Genomic DNA, 20740 nt, shown 5'->3' with positions numbered 1-20740 from the left:
ATATTTTAGCTAAAAAATAAAAAAGGGAGTGACAGGTTGTTTTGAATATTAAAAAGAGACTCACAGTATTATCTGTATTAATGGTACTAATTTTAATTCCAGGATTAAATGTACAAGCTGCAACTAGTGATACTAATATGACATCAAATATTGGTTGGAAGAATGAGAGTGGAGTTTGGTATTATTATAAGTCAGATAATACAAAAGCGATTGGATGGATTAGACCAGATAATAATTGGTACTATTTAAATGAAGATGACGGTAAAATGAAAACCGGATGGGTAAAAGACAAAGGTAACTGGTATTACATGGATGAAAGTGGAGCTATGGTAAAAGGATGGAAACAGTTAGATGGTGATTGGTATTTCTTAACTGATTCAGGAGCTATGGCAACTGGAATTCAGAATGATGGTTCAAATTTGTACTATTTCAAAGATTCAGGAGTAATGGCAATCAATAGTGGATGGAATAAAATAAATGATAAATGGTATTACTTCGATAAAGGTGGAAAAATCCATATTGGATGGATCAAGAATAATAATAAATGGTACTATTTAAAGACTGATGGAAGTATGGTAACTGGTATTAATAAGATAGACGGTACAACATACAAATTTACTGATAGCGGAGATATGGAAACTGGATGGATTACTATAAACAATAATTGGTATTACTTTAATAATGATGGAAGTATGGCAACAGGATGGGCTTATCTTAATGGAGCGTGGTATTACTTAGATAAAGATACAGGAAAAATGCTTACTAACACTACTAAAGATGGATATAAGATTGGATCTGATGGTAAGAGGTATGAAGATTCAAGTCAGAATACTTCTGGACCAAGTGGCAGCGGAAGTGCGTCAAATCAAAGTTCTACTGGATCAAGTAGTAGTAGTGGAAGCACTTCAGGTCAGAGTCCTTCTGGATCAAGTAGTAGCGGAAGCACTCCAGGTCAAAGTTCTTCTGGTTCAAGTAGTAGTGGGAACACTTTAAGCAAATATTATGGTATAGATATTAGTAATTATGATGGGTACATAGATTTTAATTCAGTAAAATCAAGTGGAGTTCAATTAGTGTATATAAAAGCAACTGAAGGAACAACTTTTATAGATCCGTATTTACAGGCTAATTATAATGGGGCTTCATCAGCTGGATTAAAGGTTGGCTTCTATCACTTCTTAGTTGGGACAAGTGCTCCAGAAACTCAAGCCGATAATTTTTATAATAGCATAAAGGATAAAAGAAACGATTTGAAGCCAATGTTAGATATAGAAGCTACAGGATTTGATATTATGGATTATGCTTTAAGATTTATAGCCGAATTCAAGAAAGTAAGTAATATGGATATAGGTATATACACATATAGTAGCTTTATTAGCAATCTAGACGGCAGATTATCTAACTATCCTTTATGGGAAGCAAATTATAATAATACTCCATTTCAAAACCTGCCAACAAATAAAATATGGTTTTCAAGAGTTGGACATCAATACAGTGAGACAGGATTTGTTAATGGAATAAACCATGATGTTGATTTAGATGAATTTACACAAGGAGTTTTTAAATAATTAGCTATAAATACTCAGTATATATGTTGCAATAGTATACTTAACCTTAAAAGTTCTAATAAGACGAATATTTAATTAAGGTAAATTATAGAATTCAATAGCAACATATACTATGCTGCTATCTAATAAAAAACTATTAAGACACACATAGATAAGACATAAGAGGGATGAAAAATGAAGTATAACAATAGGAATAACCCAAATAAAAACATTAAAGTAGCAAAGATCACAATTCTATTTATTATTATTTCCATATTGGTTATAACAGTAGGTAACATAGTAATGCAAAGATTTTCAAATAATACAAAAACTGTACAAGCACTTGATGGTAACCAGAATGCAAAATCTGAATCAAGTGATAATCAGAGTAAAAGTGAAACGGATAGTGACGAACTTAAATCAGAAAGTAATTCAGAAGTAGAAAACTCAGCATTTGTAGAAAAATATTTAAATCAGCAAATGAAAGGACAAAGGCCTGATGGAGCTGATGGTAAGAAAGTTGTTTATTTGACTTTTGATGATGGGCCATCAGAAACAGTTACCCCTCAGATATTAGATATTCTTAAGAAAGAAGATGTACATGCAACTTTCTTCCTTATAGGAAAATATATAGATAAAGATCAGGCAAGCAAAGATTTAGTAAAAAGGGAGTTTGATGAAGGTAATGCAATAGGTAATCATACTTATTCGCATGATTATAACTACTTATATCCAAATGGAAAAATAAATTTGGAGAATTGTATGTCCGATTTTGAGAAAACAAATCAATCTTTGAAAAATATTTTAGGACAAGATTTTTCAACAAGAGCTGTTAGATTTCCAGGAGGGCAAATGACTTGGGACAAGAAAGATCCGTCAGGAGCAGAAGCTATGGACAAAGCGTTGCATGACAAGGACTATCATCAAATTGATTGGAATTCGTTATCTGGAGATGCAGAAGGTGCTCCTAAAAAAGCAGAACAGTTAAAACAAGAAGTTATAAAAACTGTGGCAAACAGGGAAAAAGCAATAATATTAATGCATGATACGTACGGAAAAGAAGAAACAGCAAAAGCATTGCCAGAAGTTATAGAATATTTAAAGGGACAAGGATATGAATTTAAAATTATAAAATAATTATTAGGCAACTGGACTTGTTGTTTTGGGGATTATGCCTTATATGACTATGCTAATTTTCATTTAATGTTTATATAGCTCTTTATGCTAATAAAACACTAAATGAAAGTGGCATAGTTTATTTTTTTATATAAAGATAATTTTTTAATAGTTATATTTGGCACAGTTTATGACATATTCAATCTAGATAGTTAAGGATTTTTAAAATGGATATAAGTATTCAGTTTTGGGATTAGGATCTTTTTCTATATGTTCGACTACTATAACTGGGTTCACTGCATACTTAACTGTTTCAGTTTTAAGTTTGCCCCTTATTTTTACCCATGTATCCTTACTGTAGATTTCTTGATTATTACTATCACATTTAATTCCTACAACTTGTAAATCAGCTGCACAACACGCCATTACAAATCTACCCACTATGAATTCATTATCGTTAAGGGTTGTGTCTTTATAAACAAATCCTGTTATTTCTATTTCTTGTCCATCATAGTTATTTGCGTTCTCTGTAAGTTCATCAAAGGAGTGCAGAAAATTGTTGACATCTACTTCTATAACATTATCTTTAATATATAAATCATCATCATATTTACCCTGTTCAACATTGTTAATCTTTTGGTCTGAGGGATTAGGCTTAGAATTGTCATAAGTTAAATTGGTGCTTAATGATCCGCTAAAATTTGCACCTATATCATCAGTTTTTATTGAAGAATTTGCACTAGTACTTTGCATGAAAAATACCATAACTAAGGGAATGATGAAGACTACATAATTCCTTAACTTGGTATTCTTCTTTTTGGTTCGACGACTGTCTGTAATTAGAAATAACGCAATTGCAAACATTGCTAGCATTCCCAAAATGGCAAATGGAATAATTCTTGGATGTACATACATTATTATTTCATTATTCCTAATTATCTTAAAGTAAAATATCCCGAAACATAGCAATATCAGTATTTTAATAATTATATCTGAACTAATTCTTTTCATATGCTACCCCTTTCAATTAATTTATCTATAATAGCCATGGAATATATGATAATATATTGAGCTATTTTTCAATATTATCAAGTTAATTTGCAGTTAATCAAAATGCTAAATGATACTAAAATAATAGTAAATATTAATTTTAATACAAATTTCTTTTTAAAGCTTCCAAAAAGCATTATTGTATTTTTTACATCTAACATGGGGCCAACTACCAAAAATCCAAGTATAGAGCTTATTGGAAAGACTCTTAAAAAACCTTTGGCAACAAATGCATCTGAAGTTGAACAAACTGAAAGTAAGAAAGATAATAAAATCATTACAAGAAGAGAAACTCTACTATCATTAGAAATGTAAGTATTGCTACTTATAAATGTCATACTTTGAAAAATACTAGATAAAAAAGTTCCAATAATCATATATTTACCTATATTAAAGAATTCATCTCCTGCATGAACGAATATTGCCTTGACTTTTTGTAGATTACTTTCTGAATAATCCTGTTTACCATCACAAAAACCGCAATCACATGTATCTATATCAGAATTATTTTTTAAAATTTCTTCATCCTTCTTAGTAGTAAACTGCATAATTAAACCTACTAAAACAGAGATTAATATTCCAGCAGCTAACCTGTAAATTACGACAGATATCATACCTGGAAAAGCATAGAGAGTTGCAATAATTGCTATTGGATTTACAATTGGCGCTGCAAGCATAAATGTAATTCCTGCTGCTATAGGAACATTCTTTTTCATAAGCCCTTTAACCACAGGGATTGTACCACAATCACATATTGGAAATAATAAACCTGCAAAAGCTGCAATTACACAAGATAAAAAACTATTTTTTGAAAATAGTTTAATAAATGTATCTCTTGATATACAAATTTGAATTATTGAAGATACAAAACTCCCAATAAGAATGAAGGGAAAACCTTGAATTAATATGCTTATAAATACATCATAAAATTTTTTAAATCTATCTAAATATGCACTGGATATCTTAATATTTAATGTTGACATTGTAATCAAAAAAATGAATAAAAATAGTACAAAACCTGAATATAAAAAAGTATTAAAGAATGAAAAACCATGTCTTGTAGTTTTTATATATTCTTTTTTATTTGATATTTTATTATCTGTTATGTATAAATGCCTTAGTATATCAGCAGTCTCATTAATATTTTCAATTTCTTTTTGTATGTTTAAAAGTTCTTTTTTATCTAACTCGACTACATTGTTCAAAATTATAGTTTCACTATTAAAAATATGAGTGCTAATAATACTTTTCATATTTCTGAAATACATATTAAAGCTTGTTGTATCAATAGTATTTATTATGTTATCAATTCTACATATACTCTTTATCTTTTTTGTATTAAATATATTAATTACTTTAGTAGAATCTTTCATACCATTTATTTCGATAAAAATCCTATTCGGAGCATGTTTACTTACGATTTCGGTTATATAATTTTCATCAATTTCTTTATTCTTATCAACATTAATTACTACTATTGGATTTTTATTATTCAAGTCATCCTGTATTTGACAGTCTCCAAATTCATCTTGTATAATAACGATAGCTTCATCTTGTAATTCTTTTCTTTTTAGCATAGAATTTATAAACCTCGTTTTTCCAGAGCCAAGAAATCCAAGAACTATTTCTACATTTGCTTTCATATTTTCACCTCAAAAAAGCCTATTCAAATTATTTACGAATTTTTTATTTTAACAAGTTTTGGTCTACATTTAAATAAATTATATATATCTACACAAAAAATTACAAGAATAGTACTTACATATGCTATTCTTGTAATAAATTATTAATAATGAGTTTGTATCTTGTTCATTTAAAATTTATTAATTAGAAAATTAAGTAAAATCCTTAAAGTATTTCGTTGATGTACATATGTTGCAATTAGTTCTCTACATTATATGCCTTGTCCAGTTATTCTCTAATCATATAGATTTTAGCACGGTTTTGTTATTGAAAAAGATATATATAAGATAAATTTAAATATGTTATTTCCTTTTTTTAATAGAAAAAGCTATTGAAATATTTATTATAAAACTATATATCATAAAATTTCTAATGTTTATTATTTCTTCAAATTAGATTCAACCATAAGTTCATAGAATTGTTTAGGGGAAATGCTGTATTCATTCTTAAAGGCTCTAAAAAAATTTGAGTAATCACCAAATCCAGATTGTTTGTAAACGCTATTTATCGGATAATTTTTAAGAATTAATTCTTTAGCTTGTATTAATTTTTTTTGTACGATATACCTATGGATTGTAGTACCAGTATACTTTTTGAATTCTCTAGATAAATGGAATTTACTAAGATAAAATTCTTTAGAAAGCTCATCAATTGTAAGTTCTTCATTAATATGATTATTAATATATTCAACTATTCCATCAATTAAGCTGCTCTTCGTCACATCAATGTCAAAATCAGATTTATGACTTAAAACAAGATTATTTAACTGTATTATAAGTTCTATAATATAGGCTTTATATAGCAAATCTTTACCTAAGCCTTTGTAGTTTTCAAGTTCAAGTAGCTTGCTAAGTTGTGCTCTTACATTCTGCTGAATTTGAAAATCAGCTCTTATAACATTTGCTTTCTCTACGTTTTCAAAGCACTGGGTAAGATCCGTTTCTGGCGTTGACAATTCATGTAGAAAAGATTTGTTGATCCAGAGTACAATACGCTCATAAGGCATTTTCATGCTATTAATAACAGCGCGGTGTAGTTCTCTTGTATTAATTAATACTATGTCACCTGATTTTAGATTGTACGACTTACCTTCTATCAAATATGTAACATCTCCAGAAAGGTATAGATAAAACTCATAAAAGTCATGATTGTGTAGGTATTGAAATGGTACATCAGTATTTAAGAAGTGAAAGATTTCGTAGTCACTGGAAAGCATATGTTTTCGTGTAAAAAACTCATGTATTTTTCTTTTCATTGATATCACCTCTTCGACGAATTGTATAAATTGCGATAAAATTACTGAATTATTAAACAATTAAACGTTTTAAATTGCGAAAGAGATTATTTGTATAAGTGATTTTTAATAAAACTGAGATACATTATATTTTACTATAGCAATTTTTGCAAGTTTTGAAGCAATTAAAACATATTTTTTATATAGTTGTATAGCTATAATTTAATCATAGCAATTAGGGAAAAGCAAGTGAAAAGATTTACTATACAAATCTTTGTAAACGATTCTTAGACAGCGAGACTATACTCATAATTACCATACAAGTATGGTAAAACACGTCAATGGGAGAGAATATAAGTATGACTTTTAAAATAAGTAAGAATTCTACGAGTAAGGTTATATATCATAATCTCAGAGAAGAAATTATTAATCTATATCTTGAACCTGGTACAAGCATTTCTGAAAAAGAACTTTCTGAAAAATATAATGTAAGCAGAACTCCAGTTAGAGAGGCTTTTGTTCGATTAGCTCAAGAAGGCTTAGTACAAATTTATCCTCAGAAAGGCACAGTTGTTTCATTAATTGACTTATCTGCTGTTGAAGAAGAAAGATTTTTACGTGAGCATTTAGAAAGAGCTGTAGTAAAAGAAGCCTGCATGGAATTTCCAAAGGAAAATATATTGGCTTTGGAAATGAATTTAAAGTTTCAAAAAATGTATATAGAAAATAAAGACTATAAAAAATTATTTAATACAGATGAAGAATTTCACAAGATAATTTTTGAAGGATGCAGCAAAAAGAGGATATGGAATAGTATTAATGATGGAAGTACCGAATTTCAAAGAATTCGTGTATTAAGATTAACAGTTAATTCTAGTTGGGATAATATCTATCTGCAGCATAAAGAAATATTTAATGCTATAAAAAATAAAAATCCAGATATGGCAGAAGAATTAATGAAGAAGCATTTAAATATGGTCATCTTTGATAAAACACAAGTAAGAGAAAGTTATCCTAATTATTTCAAAGATTAGGGTTATATAACACACTTAAATATTAGATGCTATGATATAAAATCATCTGATATTAAAATGAATTTTCAATTTAGGGAGGTGAGGCCTATATAGAGCATTCAATTTAAACTCTTTATATGCTGGCAAAAAAACTATACGGTAAAACCAAATTAGATAAAATGACAGGAGGTATATTATTATGAAAATGGGTTTCAGATGGTATGGTGAAGGTAACGATACCGTAACACTTGAGCAAATTAAACAGATTCCCGGTGTAGAAACGATTGTTTGGGCTCTTCATGATATGGCAGCTGGTGATGAATGGCCTATGGAAAAAATTCTTGAAGTAAAGAAATCAGCTGATAAATATGGATTTAACTTAGATGTTGTTGAAAGTGTTAATGTTCATGAGGATATTAAATTAGGACTTCCAACTAGAGATAAGTATATTGAAAATTATAAAAAGACAATAGAGAAACTAGCCAAAGTTGGTGTAAAAGTAATTTGCTATAACTTTATGCCAGTATTCGATTGGTTAAGAACTGACTTGTATAAAAAAACAGAAGATGGTTCAACAGCTCTTTTCTATGAAAAAGCAAGGATTACAAATATAGATCCAATGGAGTTGGTTAACAAGATAGCATCAAATCCAGATCTTACAATGCCAGGTTGGGAGCCAGAAAGATTAAAGAATCTGACACAACTTTTTGAAGCATATAAAAATGTTACAGAAGAAGATTTATGGAATAACTTGAAATATTTCTTAGAGCAAATTATTCCTGTAGCTGAAATCAATGATATTAAGATGGCAGTTCATCCGGATGATCCACCTTGGTCAATATTTGGTTTACCAAGGATAGTTAAAAGTAGAAACGACTTAGCAAGATTATTAAAGCTTGTTGATAGTCCATATAACTGCCTTACTCTTTGTAGCGGTGCTATAGGCTCAAATCCTAATAACGATGTGCCAGCAATGATAAGAGAATTTGGAAACAGAATTGCCTTTGCTCATATTAGAAATGTAAAGATTTATGAAAATGGTGATTTTATTGAAACATCTCATAGAACTTGTGATGGCTCATTAGATATATGTGACATAGTAAAAGCTTACCATGAATTTGGATTTACTGGATATGCGAGACCAGATCATGGAAGACATATATGGAATGAGCAGTGTAGACCAGGTTATGGACTTTATGATAGAGCTCTTGGAATTATGTATATCTGGGGGATATGGGATACACTACAAAGAACTAAATAAGGCTTAAGAATAAATAAAATTAGAGATTGCAATAAAATCTTGGATTTATTAATCCTAAGAAAAAGATAATTAAAATTGGTAATGCTATTAATAGTAGTTTTAAAGAGGTGAAAATAGGAATGAATAATGCCAAATTAATACTAAGCAAAGGAAGTATTAAAAACAGCGAGTTATGGGAAAATGCTGGAATAGAACTTCCAAGGTTTGATCATGATAAGATGTCAACTTTAACTAAGGAAAATCCTACTTGGGTGCACTTTGGAGCAGGAAATATATTTAGAGGCTTTATAGCGATGTTGCAACAAGAACTTTTAAACAATAAAAGAGTAACTGGAGGTATTGTTGCTGTAGAAGGATATGACTATGAAATAATAGATAAAATTTATGCGCCTCATGATGATTTAAGTTTGTTAGTAATTATGAAGCCAGATGGAAGCTTGGAGAAAAAAGTTGTAGGAAGCATAGGAGAAAGCCTAGCTTGTGACTATTCAAGAGGACAAGATTGGAATAGATTGAAAGATATATTTTCAAATCCATTATTACAAATAGCAAGTTTTACGATAACTGAAAAAGGTTATAGCGTAAAAAATCTATCTGAAGAAGATAAACAGATGGATTGGAACATCCTGTAAGTATTATTGCTAAAGCTACTTCATTAACATATGTGAGATATAAGAATGGACAACTTCCAATAGCTTTTGTAAGTATGGACAATTGTTCAAAAAATGGTGAAAAGCTTCATGATGCAATGGAAACAATAGCAAAGAAGTGGACTGAAAATGGATTAGTTGATAAAGGCTTTCTACAATATATCAATGATGATAAAAAGGTATCGTTCCCTTGGAGTATGATAGATAAAATTACGCCTAGACCATCTCAAAGTGTTAAAGATACTTTAGGAGAAAACGGTTTTGACAGTACTGAGATTATATGTACTAATAAGAATACTTATATTGCACCTTTTGTAAATGCAGAAGGACCTCAGTATCTTGTTATAGAAGATGATTTCCCAAATGGACGAATGGCATTAGAAGAGGCTGGAGTATTTTTAACAAACAGAGAAACAGTCGAGAGAGTTGAAAAAATGAAGGTTTGTACTTGTTTAAATCCGCTACACACTTCTTTAGCAGTATTTGGATGTTTACTTGGATATAATTTAATTGCAGACGAAATGAAAGACCAAGCTCTAAAGAAACTAGTAGAAAAGATTGGGTACGACGAAGGAATGCCAGTTGTTGTTGATCCTGGAATATTAAAACCTGAAGATTTTATTAAAGAAGTACTTGAAGTTAGACTTCCGAACCCATATATACCAGATACTCCTCAAAGGATTGCATCAGATACATCTCAAAAGGTTGGTATAAGATTTGGGGAGACAATCAAGGCTTACAGAGATAGAGTAGATTTAGATACTAAAAACCTTAAATACATTCCGCTTGTTATTGCAGGTTGGTGCAGATATTTAATGGGAATAGCTGATGATGGTAATGCAATGGAATTGAGTCCAGATCCATTATTAGATGAACTAAAGAAATATGTAGCTAATATAAAATTAGGCACTATAGAACAATTAGGAGATACTCTAAAACCGATACTAATGAATGAAGAAATTTTTGGCGTAGATCTTTATGTTATAGGATTAGGAGAAAAAATTGAAGGTTATTTCACCGAAATGATTTCTGGAACTGGTGCTGTTAGGTCTACTTTAGAAAAGTACTTAGAATGCAGATAGTTTATGGTGAAATTGAGATATGTAAAAAAATAACATTTTTATCATTCCAGTTTATTATATTCTGGCAAATAATATAAACAAAGAATGATAAAAATGCTAAGAAAATTATTAAGAAATATATTATAACACAAATTGTACTAACTAACAATCTTGCTTAGATTATGAAGATTTAAAGAAATATTAGAATTGGGAACATAATCTAAGTAATGAAAATTTACAAAGATTAGTGTAAAAGAAAACGTTATAGTAGGGTGTTGGATATATAAAGATTACGATAATGTACTCTAATTAGCAGAGTGTGTACCGTTAAAGAAAATCCATTCAATGCTTTACAAATATTAAACTTTTATTTGAAAGTAGGATGATGAATTTGAAGAAATTTATGGATGAAAATTTCTTATTATCTAATAAAACAGCTATGGAGTTATATCATAATTATGCAAAGAATATGCCTATTATAGATTATCATTGTCATATTGATCCTAAGGAGATATATGAAAATAAAAAATTTAATAACATAACTGAAGCATGGTTGTACGGGGATCACTACAAATGGAGAGCAATGAGATGCAATGGTATAGATGAAAAATATATTACAGGTGATGGCAGTGATTATGATAAATTTTTAGCTTGGGCAAAAACCATACCTATGTCTATAGGAAATCCTCTTTATCATTGGACTCACTTAGAGCTTCAAAAGTTCTTTGGAATATATGAACCGCTTGATGAAGAAACTGCTCCAGCAATTTGGAAAAAAGCAAACGAATTGTTAAGTGGAGAAGGATTTAGAGCAAGAGATTTAATTACAAAATCAAAGGTTGAAACTATATGTACAACTGATGATCCTACTGATACTTTAGAATATCACATTAAGATTAAAGAAGACGAGAGTTTTAATGTAAATGTTTTACCAACTTTCAGACCAGATAAAGGAATAGAAATAAACTTAGATGGTTTCGTTTCATGGGTAAAAAAATTAGAAGGAATATCGGAGATCACTATAAGTAATTATGATGAATTTCTAAATGCATTTGACTCAAGAGTAAGGTATTTCCATTCGGTTGGATGTAGGATAGCAGACCATGGTATAGATGGGATAGTAGTTTATGCAGATGCATCAAAAGAAGATGCAGCAGCTATATTTGCTAGAGCCTTAAATGGTGAAGTAATAAGCCTTGATGAAGAAAAGAAGTACAAAACTTATACATTAACACATGTATTTAAACTTTATCATGAGCTTGGATGGGCTATGCAGCTTCATATAGCTGCGCTAAGGAATAATAATAATAGAATGTTCGAAAAAATAGGCCCTAATACAGGATTTGATTCAATTAATGATGAGAGTATAGCGTACCCATTATCTAGACTTTTAGATTCTGTAGATAAGGAAAATTCACTTCCTAAAACAATTTTATATACGTTGAATCCAAAGGATAATTATGTTCTTGGAGCTATGATAGGAAATTTTCAGGGAGAGGGGATTCCAGGAAAAATGCAATTCGGTGCAGCTTGGTGGTTTAACGATAATAAAGATGGAATGATTGAACAAATGAAAGCGTTAGCAAATCTTGGATTATTAGGCCGTTTTGTTGGAATGTTAACGGATTCTAGAAGTTTCTTATCATATACAAGACATGAGTATTTTAGAAGAATTGCCTGCAATTTAATAGGAGAATGGGTAGAAAATGGTGAAGTACCAGGAAATATTAAATTGCTAAAAACAGTTGTTGAAGGTATATGCTACAACAATGCAAAGGAATACTTCAATATTTAAATAGAAGATTGCTAATTAAAAATATTAATTAAAGAAAGAGGTAGATTATATGTCTATAAAAGATAAAAAGATTACTTTACCTAGATGTATTGGATATGGATTAGTTGATATAATGGGCGGCGGAGCCTTTACAATAATTGGAGCTTTCTTATTGTTTTTCTATACAACTTATTGTGGACTTACACCTATACAAGGGGCATCTATTGTTGCAGTTGCTCGTTTTGTAGATGCAATTGCCAGTCTTTTTATAGGTAGTATATCTGATAATTTTTATAAAACTAAGCTTGGAAAGATATTTGGAAGACGTCGTTTCTTTTTATTAATTGGAGCGCCATTAATGGCAATTTATGTATTAATATGGACAATAGGAATGAATTACTGGTTTTATTTAAGTTGCTATTTATTATTTGAAATAGTTGCAGCCATGGTATTAATTCCATGGGAAACACTACCGACTGAAATGACAACTAACTACTCTGATAGAACTAAAATTTCTACTTGCAGATTAGTTATTTCTTCTTTAGGTCAGTTCTTAGGGACTTTTGTTCCTGCACAATTGATTGGACATTTTGGCCAAAAGAATCCTTATGCATATTTCTATAATGGATTATTTTTTGCAATATTGTATGCGATTTGTATATTTATAACATATAAAGCGACTTGGGAAAGAGAAATTACACCAGCGATGGAGCAAGAATTATTGGCTGCATCTCAATCTAAAGGGAATAGGAATTTTAGTGATTACTTAAAAGTGCTTGGGGAATATGCATCTACATTTAAGCTAAAAAGTTTCAGGAAACATTTGGGACTGTATTTATTATCGTTTACTGCTGGGGATATATTTAATGCTGTATTTTTATTTTTCTGTGTTTATAATTTAAAGGTTTCATCATCTTTTGGTGCATATTTGCTTTCATTTAGCATTATTGGTATACCAGGAACAATTATAGGTGGAATTTTATTTTTAAAACTTGGACCTACTAAATTATATAAGATTACGTATACATTTATGATATTAAGTGTACTAGCATATTATGGAGTTTATTTAGCTGATCCTGAAGCTAAGACTGCTATTTTACTTGGAATATCTATAGTTTACTTTGCATTTAGATCCTTGGCGGTTCTAACTCCTTGGACAGTGTTCCCATTTATTCCTGATGTTGATGAAATTGTTTCGATGAAAAGAAGAGAGGGACTTTTTGCAGCAGTTATGACTTTTACTAGAAAGAGCACTGTAGCTATTGCTACATTTTTAATCGGCGTTGTGTTGCAAGAAGGAGGATTTGTTAAAGGTCAAGAGGTTCAATCTCCTCAAACAGTACAGATTATTGGATATGTTTTACTTATTGGATGTGTTGGTTTGTTTGCATTATCATTAATACTTGCATTTACTTTTAAGCTTAATAAAGAAACTCATCAGATATTAATAGATGAAGTTGAACGTTTGAAAAATGGTGGTTTAAAAGATGATGTTGACTCAAACACAAAAGAAGTTGTTGAAAGTCTTACTGGATATAAATATGAGGATGTTTGGAAACAGAATTTTACACAAGATAATTTAATGAATAGTATCAGTTAAGTTATTTTGCTACTCTCATAATGTTATATAGATATAGGTTGTTAAATAATTGAGTTTTGACAGTTGTTGAAAAAAATCATAATTCAACAACCTATATAACAAGTTTATAAACGGGCAATCTACGTCTTAATAGGTTGTTGATAGATTAATAAGTATAAATTAGTAGTTTAGGAGGAAGTTACATGTTATTAAAGGAATTTATGTCTATAAATAGAATACAGAATGGTTATTTAGTGAAGGGGGATACCGCAGATATAAAAATAATTTTTATGTCAGATGATATTATACGTGTTAGAGCTTCTTTTGATAGAAAGTTTGAGGAAGCATCTTATACATTGGTTACGACTGCATGGGAGGATCGTTTTGATTCTTTACTTGCAGAAGAACGTGAAAGAATAGAAGCATTAGATATTCCTTTTAAAGAAAATGAAAAAGAAATTATATTTTATACAAAAACATTAAAATTAGTACTAGCTAAATCACCATTACATTTTTCTATATATAAATTAAATGGAGAAAAGTTATATAGTGATCTTGCAGATAGAGCTTTTGAATGTGATCAACTAGGAAGAATTTCTCATTATAATGAAGTTGATTTACAAAATGATCATTTTTACGGATTTGGTGAAAAGACTGGAAAGTTAGATAAAATGGGTAGAAGAATGCGTATGTCGCCTAAAGATGCAATTGGGCATGATCCTGAATTTGGAGATCCTTTATATAAACATATCCCATTTTATATTAAGTTAAATAACAATAATCATCATGCCATTGGACTTTTCTATCATAATTCCTATGATTCAGTATTTGATATGGGTAATGAAATTAGTGGATACTGGCCTCGTTATAGTTATTATCAAGCTGATGGAGGAGACATTGATATATTCTTTGTCAATGGACCAAAAGTTGAACAAGTCTTAGATAATTACACAAAACTTACAGGAAAGCAGGCAATGCCTCCTAAACAAAGCTTAGGTTATACAGCTTCTACAATGTATTATGCTGAACTCGAAAAAGATTGCGATAAGGAAATATATGAAGTAATTAAAAAGCATTTTGATGAAAAAATGTATATAGACAACTTTAAATTAGCATCTGGTTATTCTTCTGGAGAAGAAGATAATTTAAGATATATTTTCAATTGGAACAAAAAGAGATTTCCGAATCCAGATGAATTTATGGAAAAAATGAATGAAATGGGCCTTAATGTTATACCAAACTTAAAACCAGGTATTTTAGCTAAGCATCCTTATAAAAAAGAATTTGAAGAAAATGATGTATTTATTAAAAATCCAGATGGAAAAGGAGATTATAATGGCCGTTGGTGGGGCGGTGTTGGAAGATTTGTAGATTTTACTAAGCCATCTGGTAGAGAAACGTGGAAGAAGCTACTTAAAGAAAATATTTTAAGTAAAGGAACTATAACTGTTTGGAATGACAATTGCGAATATGATGGAATAGAGGATCGTAATGCTGTATGTGATTTTGATGGAAAACCAGGTACTATGGCTGAACTTAAAATAATGCATTCTAATTTGATGGCTTATGTTGGAAAGCAAGCTGTAGCTGAACTTTATCCTAATCGTCGTCCATATATTATAAATCGTGCCGGATTTGCAGGTATTCAAAGGTATGCACAAACATGGGCAGGAGATAATTTAACAGATTGGCGTACATTAAAATTTAATATAGCAACTATTGTTGGAATGGGATTATCAGGAGTAGCAAATACAGGTTGTGATATTGGAGGTTTTGCAGGAGGTGCTCCAGAGGGAGAACTATTACTAAGATGGATACAAAATGGTATATTCCAGCCAAGATTCTGCATTAATTCAGCTAATAATGATAATACTGTTACTCAGCCATGGATGTATGAAGAAAATAATGAATTTGTACGTAATGCATATAGTCAACGTTATAGAATGTTACCATATCTTTATTCTTTAATGTATGAAGCTCATACTACTGGTAAATCAATAATGCGTCCATTACTCATGGAATTCCAAGATGATGCTAATTGTTATGATGATCAATATATGACATTTATGTTTGGGCCATCTGTTTTAGTTGCGAATGTATTGGAAAAGGGAGCGAAGTTAAGAAAACTTTACTTGCCAGAAGGCTGTACTTGGTATGATATGAATAACAATATGGCTGCATATAAAGGCGGACAAGTAATAGAAATTCCAGTTACCCTTAACAGTATTCCTATGTTCTTAAGAGGAGATGGAATTTTCATAACAAATGAAGAAGTAAAGCATATTACTACTGATAAAATGAAGACATTAGACATTTTAATAGGTGGAGAAGCAGAAAGAAGCTTTAATTTCTATAATGATGATGGTGTAACTAATGATTTTGAAAAAGGTATATATGAAAAGACAGAAATCAATGTAAGCGGAGGAGCACGTAAGAAAATTTCTTTCAAGACAACAGGAAGTTATGAAAGTGGAATATCTGATCTTACAATTAAATTAGTAAGTAAAGAGAAAGGTGCATATTGGGTTTCTGTAGACAATGAACAAATACCTCGTTTCTTAAACAAATCATCTTGGGAAAAAGCAGAACAAGGATGGTATTATGAATTATCAGATAGAACAATGTTAGTAAAATGCAAGAAACCAGTAAAGAAAGAATTTGATATTGTTGTTTCTTGTGAAAGATTTGATTTAATTGGTATGGGAGACGAATAGTACTGAATGCTTAAACCTAGACTTATACCATGACTCACCGAAAGGACAGGTACTCTGTTGTTTCGGTTACTGAGAATAAGTTTAGGATTTCTACCATCAGAAGTTGCACCATTTCTGCATGTTCCCCAGACAAGCTGGTGACAAGCAAATATGGAACAACTTCTGATGAAGAAATGCCTGAAACTTATTCTCTAATGTAACACTGCATATTATGACCCTTGTGGTTACAAAAGAGTACCTATCATTTCTGGTAAAGCATATTTTAAAATGCATAAGTCCAAGCTGTAAGGTATTTATCTAATAATTGAAAAGGTAGTTTAAGAATTTATATAAGCAAAGGAGATTTATTATGGCATTTCAAGAAAAAAGTTTTGAATCATTTAATAAAAGGGATATGGTACAAGCTTGGATTTATACTCCTTTTTGTAAACCAAGGGGAATTATCCAGCTTGTGCATGGTTATCATGAACATTCACGTAGATATATGCACATGATATTAAAATTGAATGACGCAGGTTTTATAGTTGCAGCGGATGATCATGTAGGTCATGGAAAAACCGCTTATGTTTCAAACAATTGGAGTGATTGGGGAGATAAAGGTTATATGACAATGGTGGAGGATGAACATACTCTTCGCAAAATTGTCCAAGACGAATATCCAGGTTTACCTTATTTCATGTTTGGGCATAGCATGGGATCGATGATTGCTAGATGTTATTCTACTATTTATGGAGAAGGAATTGATGGTTTGATTTTATGTGGAACTTCAGGAGTAATTCCAACAGCGAGTTCAGTAATACCTGTTTTTAAAAATTTAATAGATGAAGGCAAGGGGGAAGAGGTTGATCCTTCTTGCTTAGAGATGCTCATGGGGTGGATGTGGAATACAGAACGTTATGAAGAAAATCCTGTTACTTCAAATACCTGGGCATGTGGTGATCCTGATGTAAATGCGGACCATGCAAGAGATATATATAGTGATCTTCTAATGCAGCCTAATATACGTTCACTATATTATTTTGCGAATTTGATGAGTGATATTGTTGGAATTAAGTGGGCAGAAAAAGTGCCAACATCAATTAAAGTTTACAATATTGCAGGAGATAAAGATCCAGTTGGTCTGTACGGAGAAGGCGTTTATGCTGTGTCGAATTGGCTTGCAGAAACAGGGCACATGGTAAAGACAAAAGTTTATTCAGGATATCGTCATGAAATACAATATTATTTAGATATTAGGGATGAAGTTGAAGATGGAGTCATAGATTTTGTGAACTGTATTATTGAGAAGTAGATAAGCATTTCTCAGTTTGCTAAAATAGTTGATAAGATGAGGCTTATATTGTAAATAAGGTAAAAATTATAAAATAAATATACTAGGAGATAGCATTATGAAGATAAGTAATAAAATTATAAGTCTAAAAAATATTGATAATTATTTAGAAATCACTACCAATGCAGCTAAATATAGAATTATACTTTTAAATGATGATATAGTAAGAATTCGCTGTACTTTTGATGAGGAGTTTCAAGAAGAAGCATCATACGCTTTAGTTATGACAGCTTGGAAAGATAAAATGGACGAGTTATTAAAAGATGAAAGAAAACAAGTAGAGGCAATTAGCAGCAGATATGAAGATTTAGGTAATTATATTGTATTAGCTACAAAAAGTATAAATATAAATATTTATAAAGAACCTTTTGGAGTAGAGATTACAGATAAGCAAGGTAATATGCTACATTCAGATTTAAAAGAAAAATCATATGTAAAAGATAGCTTAGGAAGAATTTATCATTATTCATGTATGGATGATGAAGATTATTTCTATGGATTTGGAGAAAAAGCTGGGTATTTAAATAAGAAAAAGAGAAGAATGAGAATGCATAATGTGGATACTATAGGATATGATTCAGAACATACAGATCCATTATATAAGCATATACCTTTTTATATAAAATTTAATAATAAAAATAACATAGCTAGCGGAATATTCTATAACAATTCATATGATTCTACATTTGATATGGGATGTGAAAGAAGTGGGTATTGGAATAAATACAGTTATTTCTGTGCTGATGGTGGAGAATTAGATACATTTTTTATTTATGGACCTAAAATCAAAGATGTGGTGAGAAATTATACTGATTTAACAGGAAAAACTGCAATGTCTACAAAGTACTCATTAGGATATATGGGATCAACTATGTATTACACAGAATTAGATAAAGATTCAGATAAAGCTATCTTACGATTTTTAGATAGATGTAAGGAAGAAGGAATTCCTTGTGATGGTTTCTTTATGTCATCAGGATATACTACAGGGGAAGATGGAAAGCGATATGTGTTCAATTGGAATTATGATAGATTTAAAAATCCAGCAGACTTTGTAAGTCAATTGAATGAAAAAGGGGCTTGTGTAGCACCTAACATAAAACCAGGTATGTTAATTTCTAATCCGCTATACAAAGAATTTGATGAAGCTGGTGCTTATATAAAGGATGACGAAGGAGAAAAATCTCAAACAGATAGATATTGGGGAGGTCAAGCTTCTTTTGTAGATTTTACAAATCCTAAGGGAAGAGAATTGTGGAAAAAGCATTTAAAAGAATCTTTAGTTTCGCTAGGAATTACATCTATATGGAATGATAATAATGAGTATGAAATAAATAATACAGAAGCAATTTGTCATTTCGAGGGCATGAAGAAAGAAATAAGTGGTTTAAGACCAATAATGCCAAATTTAATGGCATTTATGGCAAAGGAAACAGTCGCAGAAGTTTATCCAAATATAAGACCATATATAGTGAATAGGGCTGGATTTGCAGGGATTCAACGTTATGCTCAAACATGGGCTGGAGATAATAATACAAGCTGGAAGAGTTTAAAATTCAATATTCCAGTAATGCTTGGAATGGGCCTTTCAGGAGTTGCAAATCAAGGATGTGACATAGGAGGATTTTTTGGACCAGCACCTGAACCAGAACTATTTGTAAGATGGGTTCAAAATGGAATATTCCAGCCAAGATTCTCAATTCATTCTTGCAATACTGATAATACTGTTACAGAACCATGGATGTATCCATCTTATACAAAATATATAAAAGAAGCTATAAAACTTAGATATAAATTAGTACCATACTTATATTCATTGTTATTTGAAGCATCTAAAGAAGGATCACCAATTATGAGGCCTTTAATATATGAATTCCAAGATGATAAAAAGTTACTTGAGGAAAGCTTTGATTTTATGCTTGGAAGTTCTATTTTGATTGCAAACGTCCTAGAAAAAGGTGCAAAAACAAGAAAAGTATATTTACCTGAAGGAGCTGTTTGGTTTGATTGGGATACAAAACAGACATATGAAGGTGGACAGACGATTGAAGTTGAAGTTTCATTAAACTCAATTCCTATGTTCTTTAGAAGTGGAGCAATAATTCCAATTGCTGAAGGCTTAGCTAATATTCATAATGATTCAATAGAAACACTTAAGCTTCTAATAGAGCCATCAGAGGAATCAAGCTTTGTATTATATGAAGACGATGGTGTAACTAATAACTACAAAAATGGTGAATACTTAAAGACGTTAATATCAGTGAAGAGAGAAAATAGTGTTAAAATTGCATTTGAAAAAGAAGGCGGATATGACAAGCAGCCTAAAGAAATTAATATAGATTTAATATGTAAGGATATAGCTCCAGTTCAAGTTAACTTAAGAGATAAAAAGCTTGCCATGTTCCTAGATATAAAAGAATGGGAATTAAGCGAAGAAGGTTGGTATTTTGATATAGAACAAAAAACAACTAAAATAAAATATAAGAACATAAATGAAAATTATGATCTTAATGTTAATTTTAGCGTTAAAGATTTAATTTCTATATAAATTGCAATATGCATAGTTATATGTAAATATACATGAGAAAAAAGTATGATATAGATGCATTCATCTTACTTAAGATAGTTTATGGTTGTAAGAAATTATGGCACTAGTTATAATAAAATAAATGAAAAAATAATATAAATAAATAGAAGAGAATAAAATTAATAATTAATTCTATTTAGA

Annotated in this window: 12 protein-coding genes and 1 pseudogene; 10 read left to right on the top strand and 3 right to left on the bottom strand. The window is 30.4% G+C overall.

The window, feature by feature from the left end:
* The first annotated feature begins 41 nt into the window (after window positions 1-41).
* The gene (locus AXY43_RS11585) at window positions 42-1568 is read left to right on the top strand and encodes a GH25 family lysozyme (protein WP_105411566.1); all 1527 of its coding nucleotides are present in this window, start codon (window positions 42-44) and stop codon (window positions 1566-1568) included.
* A gap of 174 nt (window positions 1569-1742) precedes the next feature.
* Complete coding sequence (locus tag AXY43_RS11580; protein ID WP_023975910.1) at window positions 1743-2684, top strand: polysaccharide deacetylase family protein; 942 nt, start codon at window positions 1743-1745, stop codon at window positions 2682-2684.
* A gap of 201 nt (window positions 2685-2885) precedes the next feature.
* On the opposite strand, the gene AXY43_RS11575 is transcribed toward AXY43_RS11580, so the two are convergent.
* From AXY43_RS11575 to AXY43_RS11565, 3 genes are all read right to left on the bottom strand, one after another.
* Window positions 2886-3674, bottom strand: a complete 789-nt coding sequence (locus AXY43_RS11575; RefSeq protein WP_105411565.1) for a TIGR03943 family putative permease subunit — start codon at window positions 3672-3674, stop codon at window positions 2886-2888.
* A gap of 77 nt (window positions 3675-3751) precedes the next feature.
* Window positions 3752-5356 carry a permease gene (locus AXY43_RS11570; protein ID WP_105411564.1) on the bottom strand — a complete coding sequence of 535 codons (1605 nt, stop codon included), beginning with the start codon at window positions 5354-5356 and terminating at the stop codon, window positions 3752-3754.
* A gap of 419 nt (window positions 5357-5775) precedes the next feature.
* Window positions 5776-6651, bottom strand: coding sequence for an AraC family transcriptional regulator (locus AXY43_RS11565; RefSeq protein ID WP_077855214.1), 876 nt, complete (start codon window positions 6649-6651; stop codon window positions 5776-5778).
* 338 nt (window positions 6652-6989) lie between these two features.
* Between AXY43_RS11565 and AXY43_RS11560 the strand changes: the two genes are divergently transcribed.
* From AXY43_RS11560 to AXY43_RS11525, 8 genes and pseudogenes are all read left to right on the top strand, one after another.
* The gene (locus AXY43_RS11560) at window positions 6990-7664 is read left to right on the top strand and encodes a GntR family transcriptional regulator (RefSeq protein ID WP_105411563.1); all 675 of its coding nucleotides are present in this window, start codon (window positions 6990-6992) and stop codon (window positions 7662-7664) included.
* 178 nt (window positions 7665-7842) lie between these two features.
* Window positions 7843-8904 (top strand): mannonate dehydratase, encoded by a 1062-nt coding sequence (gene uxuA / locus AXY43_RS11555; protein ID WP_012060813.1) that lies wholly within the window; start codon window positions 7843-7845, stop codon window positions 8902-8904.
* A gap of 119 nt (window positions 8905-9023) precedes the next feature.
* Window positions 9024-10636 (top strand): annotated as a pseudogene (locus AXY43_RS11550) (mannitol dehydrogenase family protein).
* Window positions 10637-11006: 370 nt separating this feature from the next.
* Window positions 11007-12410, top strand: coding sequence for a glucuronate isomerase (uxaC, locus tag AXY43_RS11545; protein WP_038458029.1), 1404 nt, complete (start codon window positions 11007-11009; stop codon window positions 12408-12410).
* A gap of 49 nt (window positions 12411-12459) precedes the next feature.
* Window positions 12460-13989, top strand: coding sequence for an MFS transporter (locus tag AXY43_RS11540; protein WP_012060810.1), 1530 nt, complete (start codon window positions 12460-12462; stop codon window positions 13987-13989).
* 182 nt (window positions 13990-14171) lie between these two features.
* Complete coding sequence (locus AXY43_RS11535) at window positions 14172-16682, top strand: TIM-barrel domain-containing protein (protein ID WP_105411562.1); 2511 nt, start codon at window positions 14172-14174, stop codon at window positions 16680-16682.
* 349 nt (window positions 16683-17031) lie between these two features.
* The gene (locus AXY43_RS11530) at window positions 17032-17973 is read left to right on the top strand and encodes an alpha/beta fold hydrolase (RefSeq protein WP_012060808.1); all 942 of its coding nucleotides are present in this window, start codon (window positions 17032-17034) and stop codon (window positions 17971-17973) included.
* A gap of 97 nt (window positions 17974-18070) precedes the next feature.
* The gene (locus tag AXY43_RS11525) at window positions 18071-20560 is read left to right on the top strand and encodes a TIM-barrel domain-containing protein (RefSeq protein ID WP_105411561.1); all 2490 of its coding nucleotides are present in this window, start codon (window positions 18071-18073) and stop codon (window positions 20558-20560) included.
* Window positions 20561-20740 lie beyond the last annotated feature (180 nt).

The organism is Clostridium sp. MF28, assembly GCF_002969175.1.
Lineage (GTDB): Bacteria > Bacillota > Clostridia > Clostridiales > Clostridiaceae > Clostridium > Clostridium beijerinckii.
The sequence above is the reverse complement of the archived record's forward strand: the minus strand, read 5'-3'. Positions and strand labels throughout refer to the sequence as shown.